We start from the raw sequence: 20,007 nt of genomic DNA, 5'->3' as shown, positions 1-20,007 counted from the left end.
GCTTAAAAGCTTATATTATTAATTCTCATCGAATGAAACAGTTGACCTGGTCAGTTTATAATATACATAAAAAACGAAATAAAAGTGAAAATAAATTATAACACGACAAGTTTTGACGCTTGAGTCAACTATCTTTGAATAAACAAAATAACCAAGGAAACCAAAGCTAAATAAGCTTATTCCAAACTTAACATATCCCCATTATTTTTAATAATCATCTTCAGTAGATCAAATACTGAACAGGATAATTATTGCTCAATATTGAATATTAGTCTGCTAGCACTACTATATATTATTAACCAATTAATAACCTTAACAATTTTAGAATTATGGCAAATTTAGTACAAGAATTAAACAGTTTAGATTTCAGCGTTTACATCGGGGGGCCTATGCAGGCGGCTATCAAAGCACAGCATGATGCATCGATGTCACAGGTCAACTTTATTAAAGAGGTTGGCTTTGAAGAGGGTGTTGCAGAAGGAGGAGCCAAAAAACTTAAGTATGTAGATTTTACCTATACAAAATCAGTTCCCAGCACCACTGAAAATAGTGATAGCGTAGTAAAATCAGAAGTAAAATTAAGTGTTCCATTGCTTTCTATGCTGACAATTCCGGCTTTAAGAATTGATGAAATGACTATTGATTTCAATGCAAAACTTAATTCAGTAGAAACTCAGAGTATTGCTAGTGAATTCCAGGGAAGCGCTTCTATCAGCGCTAAATTCTGGAAAGTTAAATTCAACGCTTCAGCTTCTTATAAGAAAACCAACTCAAGTACTTCAACCACGGAAAAAACATATACGTTGGGAGTACATGTAAAAGCTGTAAATGATGAATTACCTGCAGGACTTTCAAAAATTATGGATATGTTAGAAGATGCTATTGTTGCTTCCGCAACACCGGTAACTAATCCTTCTTAATAATTTTCAGGATGGCTGTTCCGGCAGCCATCCTTTTAAAAAATCTTTATCAATTAAAAAAAAATTATCATGCCAAAATTGAATGAATATTTAGGAGGTATTGTCTCTGAGATTGCTGCAGCCAGAAAAATGACCGATTTACAGACTGTACAAATAGCAAAAGAATATGCTAAAGATGATTTATTGAAACATTTTTCCATTCCAAGAATGAAAGTGGGAACAGTGGATCTTACCATTCCTTTTGCTGCAGCCGGAAGTTCTCCTATCCTGCCTTTCAGAGACTTTTCTTATGACGAAATTACCAAAGTAGCTCAGGCGGATTATAATACTTCTGATATAAAAAATGATCAGAATTTAAAGAATTTTTTAGCCAATCAGGAGCTTAGTTATAATGATTATATAAAGAAAATCAAGGCCGAAAACAAACCTACTCTCACCGATACTCAGATACAGTATTTTGAACCTATTTCAAAATATACCGTGGAATACTGCCGGTCACTTTCCAATTTTACATGGAATAATACAGATCCTCAGTTTTTATCAGACCGCCTTTTCGACAGAATTGTTTTGGAGGCCAGAAGAGTTATTGAAAAAACAGATGACCGTGAGATTATTGTGGAGGCAAGTAAGCTGATGCAGCTGGATGCCAAATGTCTGATTTTTGCTAAAATGAGTGTGAGTGAAGCAGGTATGGAATGGTCAAGATATGAGGATATCAATGGAAATATTATAGAAACACTTATCCCTGAATAATAGAATGAAAAAGTCACAGTTTATTTTAGTTTCCCAGTTAAAGGATCAGCTGCTGGAGTTTCCAGGTATTGTTTCTTCTCTGGAGAAAAAAGATCCTTTTTTTGTTGAGAGAATGCTTTCATGGCTGAAGTCTGTAGAAAACATTCTTTCTACAAACAGCATCAGTGAAGTTTCAGAAATAGCAGGATTCAGAAGTAAGATTCTGGCAGGTAAAATCAGCGATGAGAGAAGCTTTAATGCTAAAAAAAACCAGCTCAGAATTACAGCAAACCTTCTTCACGATGCACAAAGCTGTGTCCTGAATGTATTACTGCCTCATGAAACCAAAATGAATGAGTGCAGAGATATCACCAAACAAATATTAGCGTTAGCAGCACAAAAAACAACCCGCCTTTGTACATCAGAAATAGCATTTGAGGATTTCGTTCAGAAAGTCTGGTGGCATATTATTTCGGATGATGATTTAAAATTAGGTGGAGTAAAGCTCAAGTCTATGCTTTCTGAAATGGACATTATTATGCTTATTGCTGATGAAATAGATATCAAAGATTTTTCTTAAAACTAAAATAGCTCAAAATTTTTTTGAGTTATTTTTTTTATGCGTCAAGTTTTGACGCCTCCCTCGATTATTTTTGAAATATAAACAAGAGCACAAAAACAATTAATAAAAAACTTTAAAAAGCCTTTGAATTCAACATTGATCTATGCTGAACAGCCCGAAATATGTTCAAAAATTAACCAACACCTTAAAACACAAAACATGGAGACACCCAATCACCACACAGATATTATCTTCGATGAAGATCTCTATACTATAGAATGGAGTGACATCGAAAATGCAGAGATGGATTATGAAAACTATCTCAATGACATTGAAAACTTCTTCAGACAAGATTTTGAAAACGATGTACTTGAAGAAGATACACTATAAATATACCATAAACACTATACGTTCTGAAGCTGTCCACCATACTTATGCATCCATTGCAATCTCGCCATTTTCAAAACACCTTTGAATTCACCATCACAAAAGAGTGGGCAGCCAGAACTGTGTTATAAATACACCCAATCATTTAAAGAATAGCTTTACCTAAAGCAATTTTTTCATATCATTAGCCTGACATTTTATGAAACCAGCAGCTTACCTGATCCATAACAGGAAGTAGCTGGTTTCTCTTTTATCTGATCCATAGACAAAAATTATCAACCTTCCTCACGCTATTAAAAATAATAGCGATGCTCAGTAAACGCTAACCTTCTATAGCAGAATATTTATCGTTCTAAGGCTGCTTTTTCTTTCGAAAAATTTCACAAAAAAATATAACACGACACGTTTTGTCGCATTAAGCCCATATATTTGTGGTACAAAATTTTACCATGAAGAAAGATTTTTATTTGACGAGATATGCCTTAATCATTAAAAGATTAGAAAGCTCCCCGGCCACCTATACTCAGCTGGAAGAATACCTTTTAAACTCTTTTGAATTTCAGGATGCCGGAATCAAGAGCTATTCTATCCGAACACTGCAAAGAGATATCCGTGAGATTTCAGATCTTTTCAACCTTTCTATTCACAATAAGAAAAAGGGAGACAACCGGTATTATATTGAAAGCCGCCCTATCATGGAAGTGGATGAGTACAACCAAAAATTACTGGAATCTTTTCAGGTAAGCAATGCCCTGAATCTTCATCCTGATTTTTCAGATTTCATTTTTTTTGAAAGCAGAAAACCAACCGGTGTGGAGCATTTTTATGATCTGTTCTTTGCAATCCGTAATAAAAGGGTGGTTAGTTTTGAACATTACAATTATAAAAACAAACTGATGACCTCCCGAAAAGTACATCCACTTGCTTTGAAGGAATCTAAAGACAGATGGTACCTTATTGCTATAGACACAAAAGATAAAGTCCTAAAATCATTCGGATTAGACAGAATCAATTATCTGGATGTGGGGAAAAATAAATTCCGTGAGAAGTATAATTATAATTTCAGAGAGCACTTTAAAAATGCATTTGGAGTGATGAATCTTGCAGAACAAAAACCACAAAATATTGTATTGAAATGCAGCCGTCATCAAGGGGAATATATCAGAAGCTTTCCGCTTCACCAGTCACAGAAAGAAACCAAAGAAACTCCGGAAGAGATCTATTTTGAGTTTTTCCTTCATCCCACTTATGACTTTATGCAGGAAATTCTATCGTATGGAAAAGAGGTAACCGTTTTAGAACCTAAATGTTTAGTTGACGACATACGCAACCATCTTCAGGAGTCTCTGAACCGTTACCTGGAAAGCTAACCGGGAATGGTTTTATCTCATATTTTTTAATTATATTTACATAAATATACCTGTATTGAGAGCTTTATTTATTGGCATCAGCTGCTTTATTTCTTCGTTTTTTCTTTCCCAGCAGAAGGAAGAATTCAGGGCCGTGAGAAACTATTACGACCAGCATAGAACCATGCTGAATAAAGAGTTCAGGAAAAAATTTGATGCAGAATCCAACACCTTTAAAAAGGCTGCGATAAAAGGAGATTTTCTATTTTTTATGAAAAAAATGGACAGTATTGAAAATACAGCATTGGTAGGAGCCTTATTACGGGTAAGAAACCAGGAAGATCTGGAAGCTATAAAAATACCTAAAGCGACTTCCATCAATATCAGTGACAGGTTCCGTGATTTGGAAACAGCTCCCAACTATCCCGGAGGGCTCAATACATTAAGGAAGGAGGTGGCCAGTCTTATCTATACAGATGGTGTGCATACCGAAGTAAAAATAGTCAAGACAAGTGTAACTTTTATTGTTGAAAATGACGGAAGCATCAGTAATGTTCATGCTCAGGGTGATAATTTCACGTTTAACAGACAGGCTGAAATTGCTTTATACTCACTTTCTGAAAGATTTCACCCGGCTGTCGCTAAAGGCGATCCTGCAAGATTCCAGTTCAGACTTCCTTTAACATTAACGATGGAATAATCAATGTTTACTGACGAATATTATATGAAAATGGCTCTGCAGGAAGCAGAAGCTGCCCTTGAAAAAGATGAAGTGCCTATCGGATGTGTGGTTGTTTCCAATAACCGTGTTATTGCGAGAGCCCACAATCTCACCGAAACCTTAAACGATGTTACTGCTCATGCAGAAATGCAGGCCATAACTTCTGCCGCTAATTTCCTTGGCGGTAAATATCTTAAAAACTGTACACTTTATGTCACATTAGAACCCTGTGTGATGTGTTCAGGAGCGCTTTCGTGGTCACAGATTTCAAAAGTAGTGATAGGCGCAAGAGACGAGCAGAGAGGTTTTATCAACAAGCATCTTTCCCTGCATCCAAAAACGGAAATCGTAACAGGAATAATGGAAAATGAGTGTTCCATGATCGTTAAAGAATTTTTTAAAAGTAAAAGATAAAGGAACAATGAGTAATTGTTCCTTCTTTATATTTGTAAGCTAAAAATCAGCACATTACTATACCCTTTAGCCTCTTATTTTATATCATTAAAAATTGAATACATCACGAGATCAAAATACGCTCCATCTTTCTTAGTCTCCTGTTTCAAAACAGCCTCTTTTTCCATTCCAATCTTTTCCATAATTTTTCCGGAAGCAGGATTGTGAAGAAGATGAGTGGCAAAAATTTTATTGAAATTTAATTTTTTAAAACCAAAATGTACAATAGCTTTGGCAGCCTCTGTCACATAGCCTTTGTTCCAGTAAGGCATTGCAATCCAATATCCTAATTCAGCCTTATCATCATCACGGTCATGAAGACCTATAGCTCCGATAATATGCCCTTCTTTATTACGAATTCCAAAAGTATATCCTGTATGATCCTCAAAGGCTTCTTTTGACATGGTAATCCAAAGTTGAGCATCATTTTCGGTATACGGATAAGGAATATTAGATGTGAGATCTGAATAGATTCTATGCTGTAGATACTCTGTAATGAAAGGAATATCCTTCTCTTCCAATTGGGAGAGAATAAGTCTTTCGGTTTCTATTATTGGAAATTCGTTCATTATATTAAGAATTTACGGTAAAGATGAGGCAAATTATTCAATTCAACTCAACTTCAGGCTTATAAATCTTTGCCAAGAAAATAAAGCCCTTTTAAAGTATGAAGCCTGTCCATTACATGGATTTTATCTGTCAGAGGCTTATAAACATGAGACACTCCTCCCGTTGCCACTACAAAACAGTCGTCATTTACCTCATCATTAATACGGGTCACAAATCCTTCTACCATTCCCAGAAAACCATATACCATTCCGCTCTGCATACAGGTTACCGTATCCAACCCCAGCACTGATTTCGGTTTTTTCAGCTCAATATCAGGAAGCTGCGCTGTCTGGTTGATCAGCGAATTCAAAGAAGTCACAATTCCCGGAGCGATAATCACGCCTAAAGTTTCTCCTGTTTCTGCAACACAGCTGGCAGTAAGTGCGGTTCCAAAGTCAATGACAATTTTTTTCCTGTTTGGATACAGGTTATGGGCCGCAACCAGGTTGGCATAAATATCCGTTCCCATCTGCTTAGATTTGGCCTGAACTGCTGATGGGGTGTTTCGGTCCACAATTACAGGGGTAATCCCATGGATTTTCTTTATTCCTGAGCTCATCACTTTGGTAAGCTGGGGAACTACAGATCCAATGATTACCTTATTTATTTCTGTTGGTTCAATTTTATAGGTCTGATAGAGCATCAGCATTTGTACATATAGCTCGTCTGCGGTTCTGTAAGGTTTAGTATTGATGACCCATGAAATATCACAGTTATCTCCATTAAAAAGGCCGAATCTGATATTGCTGTTCCCTACGTTTATTACAATTGAATTCATTGATTTTTTTTAACAGGCTAAGATTTTAAATTCTGCTCCCAAATTTATAAAAAAATAAAAGGAGTATTCTCAAATACTCCTTATTATTCTATATGTTTATCTTTTCTTATTTTACTTCTACAAAATTATCCGCCATATTAACATCAGCAATTCTCTGGCTGAAGTCGATACCAAGTACTGATAGCTGAGACTTCGGATAAGGAATGGTAAAGGTATATTCTTTCTGAGTCCAAGGCCAATAAGGCATTGTTTTGAAATTACCATAGATATCATTTTCTTTCCATGTATGAGTCATGTTTAAAGGAATCTGATAGGTTACATTTTTTTTCTCCATGGTCATTACGCTGAAATCAACAGGCATAGGAACCTGTCCGTTATTTACCAGGGTAATTGTGGTGGATTTTGCATCATATTTCACATCCTTAATCCCATAATCAATAGTTTTTGTTGTGTTGATCCAGTAATGGTGAAACCACTTCAGGTCCATCCCAGAAACTTTTTGGGCAATATGAAGGAAATCCCTGTCTGAAGGATGTTTCATACTCCACTGGGCATAATACTGTCTTAGTGTTTCGGCAAGATTCTGCTCACCCATAATGTATCCCAATTGTACCAGATACAATTCCCCCTTCACATAAGAAGAATAAGTATAGGAAGTTCCGTTATCATGGTGATCTCCCAACCATACAGCCGGTTCTTCAATACCTTTTTTAACAAAATTTCTGTAAGCATCTAATGTTTTTACAAAAGGGTTCGGAAGGTCTTCCGGAAATAACTGGTGCATGGTGTACCCTTCTGCATAGCTTGTAAAACCTTCATCCATCCAGGGACGTACAGATTCATTGGTGGCCAGCATTTGCTGATACCATGAGTGAGATCCTTCATGAGCCATTAATCCCATCAGCCCTTTAATGTCTTTAGCTTCTCCAAGAATCATGGTACACATTCCGTATTCCATTCCACCGTCACCACCCTGGATAAAAGCATAAGTAGGATATACATATTTTCCGAAATGGGCATTCATAATCTCGAAATACTTCATCACATAAGATTGTGCTTCTCCCCAAACTTTTGTTTTCTCATTTTTCTGGTAAACCAGATATACTTTCGGACCATTTGGAACATCAAAACCATTGACTACATAATCTCTGTCTGCACTCCATGCAAAGTCAAGAATATTTTTAGCCGTCCATTTCCAGGTTACTTTTTTATCTTTTTCCGCTTTAATTTTTGCGTTGGTATCATATCCTTTTACCTCAGTTGGGTTTTCAAGAATCCCTCCTGCTCCTATTACATAATCTTTGTTGATTTTAATACTAACATCAAAATCTGAGAACGGTGCATGAAATTCTCTTCCCATATAATCAAAAGTTGCCCAGCCATCATAATCATACTCAGCAATTTTCGGATACCATTGAGTCATTGTCATATCTACACCTTCTCTGTTGTTTCTTCCACTTCTTCTGATCTGCTGTGGAATCACAGCATCCCAATCCATGGTAAAAGTTGTAGAGGAATTAGGCTTGATAGGCTCTGCCAGGTACACTTTCATAATAGTTTCCTGGATTTCAAATTTCAAGTCCTTTCCATTCTGTCTGATCCAGTGGATATTTTGAGATCCCTCCTGATCTTTCGGAATAGATGCCAATCTTGAGATCCCATCTTTCTGCAACCTTGAGTCACCATTTTTTCCCTGGGAAGTTATTCTTTGATCCATCATGGAATTAGGCTTAAAAGCATTCCAGTAGAGATGAAAATAAACTACATTCAACTCGTCCGGAGAATTGTTGGTGTATTCTAAAGTCTGTTTTCCCTGATAAGTAAATTTTTCAGCATTAACATCAATATCCATCTTGTACTTTGCAGCCTGCTGATAATAAGCTCCTTGCTGAGCATGAAATTGTGAAATGATAAACGCAAAAATGATTGCAGCCGATTTTCTCATTTAAAATTTTATTTTTTTCTAAAGGTATGTAATTTAAATAAGAACCTCAAATAGGAGTTATACCGAGGTTTTATTATGTTTAGTATGGGTTTAGATTGAATTTAATTCACTTTGTTAAAAATCTTTTAACAAACATAAGTTTACTGGCTCGTCAACAATTTTTTGATTAAAGTGATCTGGCCCAAATGATAATAGCTATGCTCAATCATTCCATCTATATTTCTTCTGTAGGTTCCATATTTTTCATCTGCAAAAACCTCATCAAGCTGATCATCAGGAATCCGCTCAACCAACCCGGCAAACTTTTCTGCATCAGCCCATAACTGACTTAGCAATTCTTCCCATTGAGCCTGAGATTCAATGACAGGAAGATCAAAACTGTACTGGTCTTTTATTTCAAGGGCTCCCCCTTCAAACACGTTAATAATTCCTGCTATATAATAATGTATATGGAAAGTAAGCATTGCGATGGTATTCAGGGAGCTCACTTTGGTAACAGCCTGTTCCCAGCTTACCCCGGAAAGCTGATCTTTAAAATTGGTATTGGCAATCCAGAGACCGTCAAGCAAAACCTCCCGGAATCTTTTTGATAATTGTACTGCAGAGCTCATTGATCGGTTATTTTTATATTCCTTTAAAGATAAGTAATTAAAGAATTGTTTTTTAAGCGCTTACTGATTTTCCAGGAGATTCCACCCACATAAAGAATACAATCATTTGTGTTGCAGAAAATAAAAAGCCTCAGATGTGTTGACATCTGAGGCTTGTATTATAATAGGAAATCAAAAGCTATTTCTTAGCTGCAACTTCTTTTTTTCCACTTTTTAAAATCTTTTCAAGGATTCTTAATGTAATCAGATAAGTAGGTTTTACTCCTGTAAGCCCCAATCCTCCTGATGATAATGTACTTCCTGTTTCCAAAGGATTATCTGAAGCATAATACGCGTAACATACAAACAGATCCGGTGCAATATGATGTCTGATCTTCGAAGCTACCTGGATAGCCTTCTGATAGTGTGCCCCTTCCATTTCAAGACCAATGGCCTTCCATGAAGTATTCATAAAATAAGAAAGGATATCTCTGTTTTGAAGTGAAGTTCCTAAAACAGTAATCATAGGTCCTTCAAATGCTTTTAGCTCTTCATCATGGAAGTCGTCCAGCTTTAGTGCATTTTCAAAAGGATAATTATCTGCCGTTCCTTCAAAGATATGAGAGGTAGGAATCATAATATCCCCTTTTTCTCCTGTAAGAATTCCGGCTTTCCCCATAATGGAAACTGACCTTACATGCATCATATAGACTTCTCCTTTATGTTCGAAAGGTCTCAGCAGCTCGTCCATCACCTCAAAAGCCTGCTCTCCGAAAGCATAGTCAAATACCATGACTACATCATCACCTCCAAACTTGATATCTCCAAAAGGAGTATTCTTTAAATTTGTTTTGCTAAGGTCAATGATCTGAACATCGATATTACTTCCACTTTTATCAGCAATATGAATCATCCCCTCATCTAAAGCATACTTTGATACTTTATCACGAAGTTCTTTTTTGTTTGAAATCTCTTCATACATTTTATAGTCCACATCATGATGGTGCTTCTTCTTAAGAGCTTCATTACCGTACAGCATATTTTTCACCGAATGCATATTGGCAGAAATAATATGTAACGGACGCATATGAAGGTTATTTTCAAATAAAACCTCCTTCACTTTATTAGCCCATTTCTCTCCAAAGTAGTGATGTCCTACTCTTTCCTTTAATATAGCACTGAAATGAATTTCTCTTTCTCTGGTCTGCTTTGCATCTTCAAGACTTACTTTCCCTAAGTTGTAAATGATTTTGAATAAACGGTCAGGATTATGATCATCTCCAAAGGTATTGTAAGCTCTCAATGTCTCATCAAATGTTCTTCCTATTAAAGAGGATAGATGAATAAGAGCCACCTCTTTCTCTCTTCTGCTGAATTTCTTTTCTCCTTTCACTACCTCTTCAATAATTTTAAAGGCACGTGTCGGCTTCCAGTTTTCATCCTGGATGAAAGCCAGATTACGGATTTTATCAGCTTCTATAAATAAGAAGGTAAGGTGGGTAAGAATGTCATAAATTTCGGAACGGCCCAAAAGAACCTCAATATTCATCTGGTGTTCGTCTATTCTATAACAGTTTCTTCTTCTTTTCTTAGGAACAATAGGTTCGAAACTTCCTTTATCAAACCCTTCATCAGATGTAAGATGAATAAAAGCACATTCCTCAATCCCTTCAGGAAGCCTGTCTAAAACATACATCAAACCATCAAGCTCCAATTTATTTGGAATATTCATGGTACCATAAATCTCTGGATTGATTGTTTTCAACAAGCTTCTAATGCTCTCTCCTGAAACTCCTCCTGGCTTGAAAAATCCTCTATAAAATAAGTGTCTCATAGAAATATATAATCTTTCGATAGCCTCTGTTGTCTCTCTTGCTCTAGAATTTGTCATAAAATAAATTTCACACAAATATACAAAATCTTTGTCCATTTTATTTTAACTATCTTTTAACAAGTCTTTTAATCCATATAATCTCGTATCTTATAAGACATTCCTCAAATCATGTGTTTTTAGAGTATCTGAGCCTCAAAAAAGAGTTTTACACATTAAATTTTAAACATTGAATATCTTTTAACCCCTTACAAAAACGTTAAACTATTGTTTAAATTATATAATTTTTCAAAACACCCCTAATTTTTTTAGGGTTAAAATGATTTCATTTCATTTTTTTTGTAAATTTGCCCTGTAAAAATCACCCAATATGTCAACCTTAAGATTCAAAGCACTAGAAACCCTACCATTTAAGGACTTCAGAAAAGATAATTCTGTTGAGGTTCCTGCAAAACTGTCAGAATTATTCTGCACCAATGTTTTCTCGGAAGAGACAATGAGAGAATATTTAACAAAAGAAGCATTCAATTCTATTATGGATGCTGTAAAAAAAGGAACTAAAATCCAGAGACATATTGCTGACCAGGTAGCTGTAGCAATGAAAGACTGGGCTATGAGCAAAGGGGTAACCCATTACACACACTGGTTTCAACCTTTAACAGGAACCACTGCTGAAAAACACGACTCTTTCTTCACACCTATCGAAGGAGGGAGAGCAATCGAAAGATTCAGCGGAAACTTATTGATCCAACAGGAGCCAGATGCATCTTCATTCCCTAACGGAGGAATCAGAAATACTTTTGAAGCAAGAGGCTATACAGCCTGGGATCCTACTTCTCCTGCTTTCATCATGGGAACTACTTTATGTATTCCATCCATCTTCATTTCTTATACAGGAGAAACCTTAGATTATAAAGCCCCTCTTTTGAGAGCTTTGAATGCTGTGGATGAAGCAGCAACCAATGTAATGCAGTATTTTGACAAGAATGTTACAAAGGTAACTCCTACCCTGGGTTGGGAACAGGAGTACTTCCTTGTAGATTCAGCTTTATATCAGTCACGTCCGGACCTTGTATTGACAGGTAAAACATTACTGGGACATTCTCCAGCCAAAGGACAACAATTGGATGACCACTATTTCGGTTCTATCCCAACAAGAGTAATGAATTTCATGAAAGAGTTGGAAATTGAATGTATGAAACTGGGTATTCCTGTAACGACAAGACACAACGAGGTAGCTCCTAACCAATTTGAGCTGGCTCCAATGTTTGAAGAAGTAAACGTTGCCGTAGACCACAACTCTTTATTGATGGACATCATGGCGAGAATTGCTCACAAGCACCATTTCCATATTTTATTCCACGAAAAACCATTTGCCGGAGTAAACGGAAGCGGTAAGCACAACAACTGGTCTTTAGCCACTGATACAGGAGAAAACCTTCTAAGCCCGGGAAAAAATCCTAAGAAAAACTTACAGTTCCTAACATTCTTCGTTAATACTATCAAAGCAGTTTATGAATACGCTGACCTTTTAAGAGCAAGTATTGCTTCTGCAAGTAACGACCACAGATTAGGTGCCAACGAAGCTCCCCCAGCAATTATTTCCGTATTCATCGGAAGTCAGCTGTTCAGAGTACTGGAAGAACTTGAAAAAGTAACAGAAGGAAAGCTTTCTCCGGACGAAAAAACAGACCTTAAATTAAATGTAGTTGGAAAAATTCCTGAAATTCTATTAGACAATACAGACAGAAACAGAACTTCTCCGTTTGCATTTACAGGAAATAAATTTGAGATCAGAGCAGTAGGATCTTCTGCTAACTGTGCAGAGTCTATGACGGTAATGAATACCATCGCTGCAAAACAATTAATCGATTTCAAAAAAGAAGTGGATGCCCTTATTGAAACAGGTCTTAAAAAAGACGAAGCGATCTTCAATGTATTGAGAGAATACATCAAGCAGTGTAAGAGCATTATGTTTGAAGGTGACGGATATTCTGATGACTGGGCGAAAGAAGCTAAAAAGAGAGGCTTAAACAACTTAAAGACTACTCCTGAAGCTCTTAAACAGGAGATGGATAAAAAATTCGTTGCCCTTTACGAAGAAATCGGAGTATTTACTCACAGAGAGGTTGAGGCAAGAAACGAAATCAAATTAGAAAAATATTCTACGGTCATTGATATTGAAGCAAGAGTATTAAGTGATATCGCAAGAAACCACATCATTCCTTCTGCTTTAAAGTATCAGAACAGATTAATTGAAAACGTAAAAGGTCTTAAAGACATCTTTGGAGATAAAGAATTCAAAACATTAGCGAAAGAGCAAATGAGCTTAATCACGGATATCTCTGAAAATGTTTCCAAGATTAAACTTGGTGTTGAAGACCTTATTAAAGCAAGAGAAACAGCAAAAGCTGTATCAAATAGCCAAAAGCAGGCAGAATCTTACTGTACTAAAGTAATTCCTTTATTTGATGTTATCAGAGAAGCTTCTGATGATCTTGAAATGATGGTAGACGATGAGCTTTGGCCAATGACAAAATACAGAGAAATGTTGTTTACAAAATAACATCTGTAAAGTTCCATATTAGTTTAAATTCCTCGGTTTTCCGGGGAATTTTTTGGTTTTATTAACAACAGGAAAATTAGAGTTTTAAATTACAAAACCCGACCTATAGAAGAAAATCGATATGATTTGTTAAAGAATCATAATAAAAAAAACCGCACACTTACCAAAAATAGGCAGTTGCGGTTTATTTTTCTTTAACATATGTAAACAATATGTTAAATAGTGTTAAAATAAGATCCTGACAATTATCATATCAGGGGTCTTTTATTCGGAATCTCTACTTTTGTAATGCTTTTGAAAATAAATATTCCTTTTTAACACGGATAATCAAATATATATGAAGAAAAGAGTTTTGTTTTATTTAGTTGCTTTAGTTACTACTGTATCAATGCAATCATGTGCTACTAATTATGTAGTTTCAAAACCAGCTACTTACACTAAAGAATACAAAACAGATGCCAAACTAGCCTCTATAGATAGCAAAAAAATGGAGCAGGATAAGCAAAAACTTATCGATTCTTTTCTTTCTGAAAAGGCTGCTACTTTAGCTAATGCTAAAAAAGCTATTAAGAATTCTGAGATTGCCAAAGTTGTGAAGTACAACAAAACAATTGACGGTATCCTTGAAGAGGCAGAAACATACTTGGGAACTCCTTACAGATATGGAGGAACAACAAGAAACGGTATTGATTGTTCAGCTTTCGTACTTTCCGTTTTCGGAGCAGCAGCAGGTCTTAGTTTACCTAGAGTAGCAGCTTCTCAGGCTCAGGAAGGAGAAAGAATTGAAAAAGGAAACTTACAGAAAGGAGATCTTATTTTCTTTTCTCATGGAAGAAGAATCTCTCACGTAGGTATTGTAGAAAGTGTTTCTGAAGAGGGTGAAATTAAATTTATCCATGCAGCAACATCAAAAGGAGTAATGATTTCTTCACTGAATGATTCTTATTGGGGTCCTAAATTTAGATTCGCAAAAAGAGTGATCAACGAAGAAGGAGAAGCTTATAATAATTTAGCCGCTGTTACTCCAGCTACACCAGCAAATTTTTAATTTTATAAATAATTGATTTAAATAATGAAGCCATCAGACTCTGATGGCTTTTTTATTTATTCTATTTCCTCTATTAAGTTTTGGTAAAGCGAACAGAAGGCATATGAATAAGAAAAGGCAGGCTAAAGCCCACCTCTATTGAATTTTATTATGATTAAAAAAGATCGAATGCTTACGATAGCCTCCAACCTCAAATCTATTACTTCTAAAGCCTAGCTGTTTTTATCAATTTCTATATCCAGCTTATACAACAGCCCATAGACTTCAGACAGTGAAAATTTGGCCTTTTTAAGCTTGTTTAAGGCGGGATCTATAGAATAGTTAACTGATGTTCTGAAATTCGCTTTTTCAAGGTTAGTATTATCGAAAACAGCGCCCGAAAAATCGCAATGACTGAAAACAGCATTAGACAGATCACATTCTGCAAAATCTACTTCAATCAGTTTCGAATTTTTAAAAACGGTTTTCTTAACCGATGTCTGATAAAATACGGAATTGTTCAGGGAGCAGCCGTCAAAGGTAAAAGATAGCCCAAATTCATTACAGTCATTAAACTGGAGCCCAAACATCTTACATTCTTTAAAAATAACTTCACGGAAAGCCGTTTTAATAAGTTTTGCCATACTCAGGTTGCATCCTATAAATTCACAGTCAGTAAAATTAAATTCCGACAGCCCTGCATATTCAAAATTGCAGTTCCTGAATATACAGTTCTCATATTCCCCTTTATCTAAAGGAAACTGTGTAAAGTCTGTATTCTCAAAATTCTGATCTAAAATATAAACCTCTTTCATACGTTCTAATAATTTTGGGGAATGAACATTCCATCCACGTTTTTTTCATGGATATTAAAAAGAAAAGGAAACAGAACATTTTTAATCTTCCGTTTACACCAAACTGTTCTTATCTGAATAATTAAGTTTAAAGAAAATAAAAGTCATCATGGAGAAGGCAAGCAAAGAACTTCCTCCATAACTAAAGTACGGAAGAGGAATCCCTACCGTTGGGAAAAGCCCCATAACCATTCCTAAATTGATTGAAAAGTGCATCAGAAGGATGGAAGCAAAGCAATACCCAAACACGCGGTTAAAAGTGGACTTCTGCTGTTCTGCAAGATAATAGATCCGCCCTATATAAACCATATAACACAAAATCAGCACCGCACTTCCTACAAAACCCCATTCTTCACCTACGGTACAGAAAATATAATCGGTTTCCTGTTCAGGTACAAACTTACCTTGCGTAACAGATCCTTCGCGGTATCCTTTTCCTAAAAGCCCTCCGGATCCGATAGCTGTCTTGGAGTATAATAAGTTATACCCTGAAGTATCTCTAAAAGCTTTTTCCCCTTTATAAAGAACCTCAATTCTTTCTCTCTGGTGCTTTGGAAGTTTCTCTAAGATGTAAGGAGACCCGAAAGCTAATCCACACAACAAAAGGATAGATCCTGATATTCCGGAAATGGAGATCACATCCCAGGACATCCTATGATAATTCATCGCAATCAATACCCCGGCAATCAACACAATGGTAGCCGCCACATACACCGGCGGGATAGCTAATGAAACTAAGAACACCCCGGCAAACATAAATCCTATCCCGAATAAAAGTCCGCTTAACCCTTCTCGGTATAAAGCAATGAAAAACGCAATGAACACCAGCATAGATCCTACATCCGGAATAGCGAGTACTACGGCCGCAGGAATCCCTATGATAGCCAGAGTAGTCCATAGAGATTTTCTGTTTTTCAGATTAAAATCGGGTCCGGAAACATAGTTGGCAAGCATCAATGCTGTTCCTATCTTAGCAAACTCTACAGGCTGCATGGTAAAACTCCCAAATTTATACCAGTTCTTCTGCCCTAGAATTTCTTTACCAAAAGGAAAAAGCCCTATCAGCAGGAGAACCCCACCAATATAAATAATACCGGCCATATTCTCAAAGAATTTGCTTCTGCTAAAGAATATCATAAGCCCCACAAATACAGAAATACAGAAAAAAACCAACTGTTTTTCGCCCAATTTTTGGTCTACACTGTAAATATTGGCAATGGCAAAAATGCATAGCAGAAAATACAGTCCAAGTCCAAGTTTATCTATTCCTTCTGTCCACTTCATGGCTTCGCAGATTTGGTTTTTTTAGTTTCTTCGTCTATCTTTTTTTGTAGTTTCGCTTTCTGTTGCTTTACAAGCTCCAGGCTGTCCTGCATTCTTTTGCGCTTAATAGAGTCTGGCTTAGGATCTACATACCAGCCTTTACGTTTAAGGTCTGCTACCCATTGCCTTTTATACTCAGGCATAAAGCTTGCCCCGATCATTTTTTTATAGAGATTATCTCTCTTCAGATCACCGGTAATATATTTCTCAGCAATTACAGTACACGCCGGTCCTGCCCAGGTTGCCCCGAACCCAGCATGTTCCATTACGGCTACTACTACAATTTTAGGTTTATCAGCAGGAGCAATAAGTACAAAGATTGAGTTATCTTTTCCCTGTGGCACCTGTGCGGTACCTGTTTTGGCTAGCTGGGTAAAATCATTTGATTTTAAGCTTCTTGCCGTTCCTCTTAGAACCACCGCTTCCATACCTTTTAAAACAGGTTCAAAATGCTTAGGATCTACAAGGGTTTGATGTTTAACCTTGAATCTTTTATCAGGATTGGCTTTCCCATCAATTGCTTTTACAATATGCGGAGTATAATACCATCCTTTGTTGGCAATAGCAGCTACATAATTGGCCAACTGAATAGGGGTTACCAATACATCTCCCTGCCCCATTCCGTTATAAATGGCTCCAGTAGACATCTCATCCCAGTTTTTAAAATCAGTTCTCTTAGAACCGCTCGCTTTCATGATGGCTTTAAATCGCTTCTCATAAAAATCTCCGGAAGGAATTCTCCCTTTTGCCCCCACGGCAAAATCATTATTTAAAAACTCTCCTACTCCAAAGCTGCTCATTATCTTCTTCCATTCGTCAACACCTTTGGAAGGGTTTCCCGGATATTTTTTGATGATGGCAATAAATGCATAGGTGAAAAAACAGTTACTGGAAACCTGAATAGAAGGAATCAACGGATCGGCCCCACCATGCCCCTTAATTCTTTTACCTTTATAGAAAAACCCACCGCCACAAGGGAAAACGGTCTTTTCATCCATTACTCCCATCTGCATTGCAGCCAAAGCAGTTAATAATTTGAAAGTAGATCCCGGAGGATAACCTGCCTGTAAGGAACGATCGAATGTAGGTTTATTTTCGTAAAGTGTATCTTTTGATAAAGCGTATAAATTTTTTGATTTATTAGGTCCGGTGAAAAGATTAGGATCAATATCCGGTCCTGTTGCAGCTACCAATACTTCCCCATTATTAGGATCAATAGCTACAATAGCTCCATGTTTGTTAACGAGCATTTCTTCAGCAGTTCTCTGAAGATCATAATCAATAGTTAAGGTAATATCTTTCCCGGTAATAACATCTTTATCCAGAGATCCGTTTTTATAAGAACCAATATTTCGGAGTCTGATGTCTTTTTGGATATATTTCATCCCTTTTACTCCTCTGAGTTCTTTTTCGTAAGATTTTTCAACCCCTGTTTTTCCGATAAAGTCTCCCGGTAAGTAATAAATAGAATCTTTTTTAATGTCTCTTTCGTTTACCTCACTGGTATATCCCAAAAGATTTCCGGATGTAGAAACTTCGTACTGACGCTGAGGTCGCTGTACAATAGTAAATGCGGGATACTTAAAAATAATCTCCTGCACTCTTGCAATATCTTCTCTGCTGAGGTCCTTTATGAACGTCATTGGAGTCAGCTTGGAATAATATTTTTCTTTTTTAATGATATTGACTTTGTTGATGAAATCTTTTTTGCTGATCTTCATCAAGCTGCAGAAGCCTAATGTATCAAAATCAGGTTTCATTAATCCCTGGGTAAAAGAAATCTCATAAGCAGGCTGATTTCCTACCATGATTTTCCCATTTCTATCAAAAATCACCCCACGCTGCGGAATAACGTATTCAATTTTAATGGATGTATTGGCCGCATTCAGTGCGTAGCGGTCTGTAAACAACTGCAAATAAGCCAGCCTCGCTATAAAAATAAGAGCGATAACAACAAGGATGGAAAAGATTTTTAAATAACGTGTGTTCAAACTTTTTGTTTGATTTTAAATATTAATGCGTAAATAACTATAAATATAAATGAAATTACACTAGTCACCAACACATTAAACAATATTTCAAAAAACCTGCTAAACTTAAAGAACTCTATATACTGTACGAAAAGCTGATGCAGGAAAATACTTGAAAATAAAAACAGCAAAAACTGCGCCCATTGTAAGGACTGAAAAGAGAAAAAGTCTGTGGAAGTATCCGTGGAAGTCCTGAATATCAATGTTCTATAATAAGCTATCAGGGTGGTAGCAAATGCATTGATTCCCCAGGAATAGTGGAATCCATCTATAGCCAACCCAATTAAAAAGCTTAGTGCCAGGAACTGAAATTTATTTCTGAAAAAAGGATAGAACATGACAAATACGGGATACAGTACCGGAGTATATTTTCCGAACAACGTAATCCTGTTCAATACAAATATCTGTAATGCAACCAGGAAGATCATGATCAATATGTCTGTAAATAAAGTTCTGCTAATCATTTTCTTTTTTTATTACAGCCTGCATAGTATCCTGAATCTTCTGCACTTCGGCCTTTTTAAGATTCTTTACTACAAACACTTTATTTAACGCTCCCATTTTTTCACTCAGCTCAACTGAGATATCCCAGAAGCCTGTTTTATTATCTACCGAATAACCGGCAATAGTACCGATCATAACCCCTTTAGGGAAGATGGCAGATTTTCCGTCTGTTACTACGGTATCACCTACTTTTAAAGCAACGTATTTTGGAATATCGGCAAGATGCATCACTCGTGAATTATCCCCATTCCATGTTAACGTTCCAAAATATCCGGAATTTTTAAGTGCCGCATTGATTCTGATCCTGTTTACACTTAGTACAGACTGAACCAATGCATAGCTATCAGTAGAATTGATAACGATTCCCGCAATACCTCTTGGTGCCATTACCCCCATTTGTGGGAAAACACCGTCTCTGCGGCCGCGGTTGATTGTAAAGTAATTATTTCTTCGGTTGATGCTGTTGAAAACAATTTCACCATCAACAAAAGTATAGATTTGACCCCCTCCTATGGTATCATGAACTTTTTTGAAAACAGGATTTTTACCTCCTTCTTTTCCGTAAAGTTCAGTCATAAGGGCTTTATTCTGAATCACAAGATCTTCGTTGATCTGTTTAAGTTTCAGATAAGTAACTCCTTCATCAATATATCCGGAAACCCACGAATTCAGCGCAGCCGTCTGGCCCGCTATCCAGGATCTCTGCATGGCATTTCTAGAGAATATCAAAACCAGAGCAATAATTTGCAGGAATATAAAGAAGACGAAAAGAGTGTTCTTCGAAAATAATCTCAGCAAAAATCCCATTCAGATATATAGTCGTAAA

General features: G+C 36.5%; 19 protein-coding genes. 9 read left to right on the top strand and 10 right to left on the bottom strand.

What is annotated here, in order from left to right; genetic code table 11:
- The first annotated feature begins 329 nt into the window (after nt 1-329).
- From JML65_RS21205 to JML65_RS21175, 7 genes are all read left to right on the top strand, one after another.
- Entirely contained in the window at nt 330-920 is a 591-nt protein-coding gene (locus JML65_RS21205; RefSeq protein ID WP_047484710.1) for a DUF2589 domain-containing protein, read from the top strand.
- A 69-nt stretch (nt 921-989) separates the two neighbouring features.
- A complete protein-coding gene (locus JML65_RS21200) occupies nt 990-1,673 on the top strand; it encodes a hypothetical protein (RefSeq protein ID WP_202272037.1) in 684 nt (227 codons plus the stop codon).
- Between the two features lie 4 nt (nt 1,674-1,677).
- Nucleotides 1,678-2,232, top strand: coding sequence for a hypothetical protein (locus JML65_RS21195; RefSeq protein WP_202272035.1), 555 nt, complete (start codon nt 1,678-1,680; stop codon nt 2,230-2,232).
- A 201-nt stretch (nt 2,233-2,433) separates the two neighbouring features.
- Nucleotides 2,434-2,604 (top strand): hypothetical protein, encoded by a 171-nt coding sequence (locus tag JML65_RS21190; RefSeq protein WP_156125996.1) that lies wholly within the window; start codon nt 2,434-2,436, stop codon nt 2,602-2,604.
- Nucleotides 2,605-3,050: 446 nt separating this feature from the next.
- A complete protein-coding gene (locus JML65_RS21185) occupies nt 3,051-3,971 on the top strand; it encodes a helix-turn-helix transcriptional regulator (protein WP_047484704.1) in 921 nt (306 codons plus the stop codon).
- Between the two features lie 55 nt (nt 3,972-4,026).
- A complete protein-coding gene (locus tag JML65_RS21180) occupies nt 4,027-4,650 on the top strand; it encodes a hypothetical protein (protein ID WP_228450304.1) in 624 nt (207 codons plus the stop codon).
- A 3-nt stretch (nt 4,651-4,653) separates the two neighbouring features.
- Complete coding sequence (locus tag JML65_RS21175) at nt 4,654-5,085, top strand: nucleoside deaminase (protein WP_047484702.1); 432 nt, start codon at nt 4,654-4,656, stop codon at nt 5,083-5,085.
- A gap of 74 nt (nt 5,086-5,159) precedes the next feature.
- Here the strand turns inward: JML65_RS21175 and JML65_RS21170 are convergent, their stop codons facing one another.
- From JML65_RS21170 to JML65_RS21150, 5 genes are all read right to left on the bottom strand, one after another.
- Nucleotides 5,160-5,693 (bottom strand): GNAT family N-acetyltransferase, encoded by a 534-nt coding sequence (locus tag JML65_RS21170; RefSeq protein ID WP_084086417.1) that lies wholly within the window; start codon nt 5,691-5,693, stop codon nt 5,160-5,162.
- A gap of 59 nt (nt 5,694-5,752) precedes the next feature.
- Nucleotides 5,753-6,511, bottom strand: a complete 759-nt coding sequence (locus tag JML65_RS21165) for a type III pantothenate kinase (protein WP_047484697.1) — start codon at nt 6,509-6,511, stop codon at nt 5,753-5,755.
- A gap of 106 nt (nt 6,512-6,617) precedes the next feature.
- Entirely contained in the window at nt 6,618-8,456 is a 1,839-nt protein-coding gene (locus JML65_RS21160) for a M1 family metallopeptidase (RefSeq protein ID WP_202272033.1), read from the bottom strand.
- A gap of 140 nt (nt 8,457-8,596) precedes the next feature.
- Nucleotides 8,597-9,067, bottom strand: coding sequence for a DinB family protein (locus JML65_RS21155; RefSeq protein ID WP_084086415.1), 471 nt, complete (start codon nt 9,065-9,067; stop codon nt 8,597-8,599).
- Between the two features lie 178 nt (nt 9,068-9,245).
- Complete coding sequence (locus JML65_RS21150; protein ID WP_047484690.1) at nt 9,246-10,937, bottom strand: DUF6909 family protein; 1,692 nt, start codon at nt 10,935-10,937, stop codon at nt 9,246-9,248.
- A gap of 310 nt (nt 10,938-11,247) precedes the next feature.
- Between JML65_RS21150 and JML65_RS21145 the strand changes: the two genes are divergently transcribed.
- Entirely contained in the window at nt 11,248-13,443 is a 2,196-nt protein-coding gene (locus JML65_RS21145; protein ID WP_084086413.1) for a glutamine synthetase III, read from the top strand.
- A gap of 337 nt (nt 13,444-13,780) precedes the next feature.
- Nucleotides 13,781-14,491, top strand: coding sequence for a C40 family peptidase (locus tag JML65_RS21140; RefSeq protein WP_084086412.1), 711 nt, complete (start codon nt 13,781-13,783; stop codon nt 14,489-14,491).
- Nucleotides 14,492-14,703: 212 nt separating this feature from the next.
- Here JML65_RS21140 and JML65_RS21135 read toward each other — a convergent pair whose 3' ends face one another.
- The 5 genes from JML65_RS21135 to mreC form a co-directional block, all read right to left on the bottom strand.
- Nucleotides 14,704-15,285: a pentapeptide repeat-containing protein gene (locus JML65_RS21135; RefSeq protein WP_202272031.1), complete on the bottom strand. Its 582-nt coding sequence runs from the start codon at nt 15,283-15,285 to the stop codon at nt 14,704-14,706.
- Between the two features lie 93 nt (nt 15,286-15,378).
- Nucleotides 15,379-16,608, bottom strand: a complete 1,230-nt coding sequence (gene rodA / locus JML65_RS21130) for a rod shape-determining protein RodA (RefSeq protein WP_047484682.1) — start codon at nt 16,606-16,608, stop codon at nt 15,379-15,381.
- Nucleotides 16,605-18,638, bottom strand: coding sequence for a peptidoglycan D,D-transpeptidase FtsI family protein (locus JML65_RS21125; protein WP_202272029.1), 2,034 nt, complete (start codon nt 18,636-18,638; stop codon nt 16,605-16,607). The genes rodA and JML65_RS21125 overlap by 4 nt, the downstream gene beginning before the upstream one ends.
- Nucleotides 18,635-19,141 carry a hypothetical protein gene (locus tag JML65_RS21120; protein WP_047484678.1) on the bottom strand — a complete coding sequence of 169 codons (507 nt, stop codon included), beginning with the start codon at nt 19,139-19,141 and terminating at the stop codon, nt 18,635-18,637. Before JML65_RS21120 ends, JML65_RS21125 begins: the two co-directional genes overlap by 4 nt.
- The gene (gene mreC, locus JML65_RS21115) at nt 19,134-19,988 is read right to left on the bottom strand and encodes a rod shape-determining protein MreC (RefSeq protein ID WP_047484676.1); all 855 of its coding nucleotides are present in this window, start codon (nt 19,986-19,988) and stop codon (nt 19,134-19,136) included. The genes JML65_RS21120 and mreC overlap by 8 nt, the downstream gene beginning before the upstream one ends.
- Nucleotides 19,989-20,007 lie beyond the last annotated feature (19 nt).

It is taken from the genome of Chryseobacterium sp. KMC2 (genome assembly GCF_016756935.1).
GTDB classification, from domain to species: Bacteria; Bacteroidota; Bacteroidia; order Flavobacteriales; family Weeksellaceae; genus Chryseobacterium; species Chryseobacterium rhizosphaerae.
Note: the sequence above shows the minus strand (reverse complement) of the source record. Positions and strands in the feature narration are given on the sequence as shown.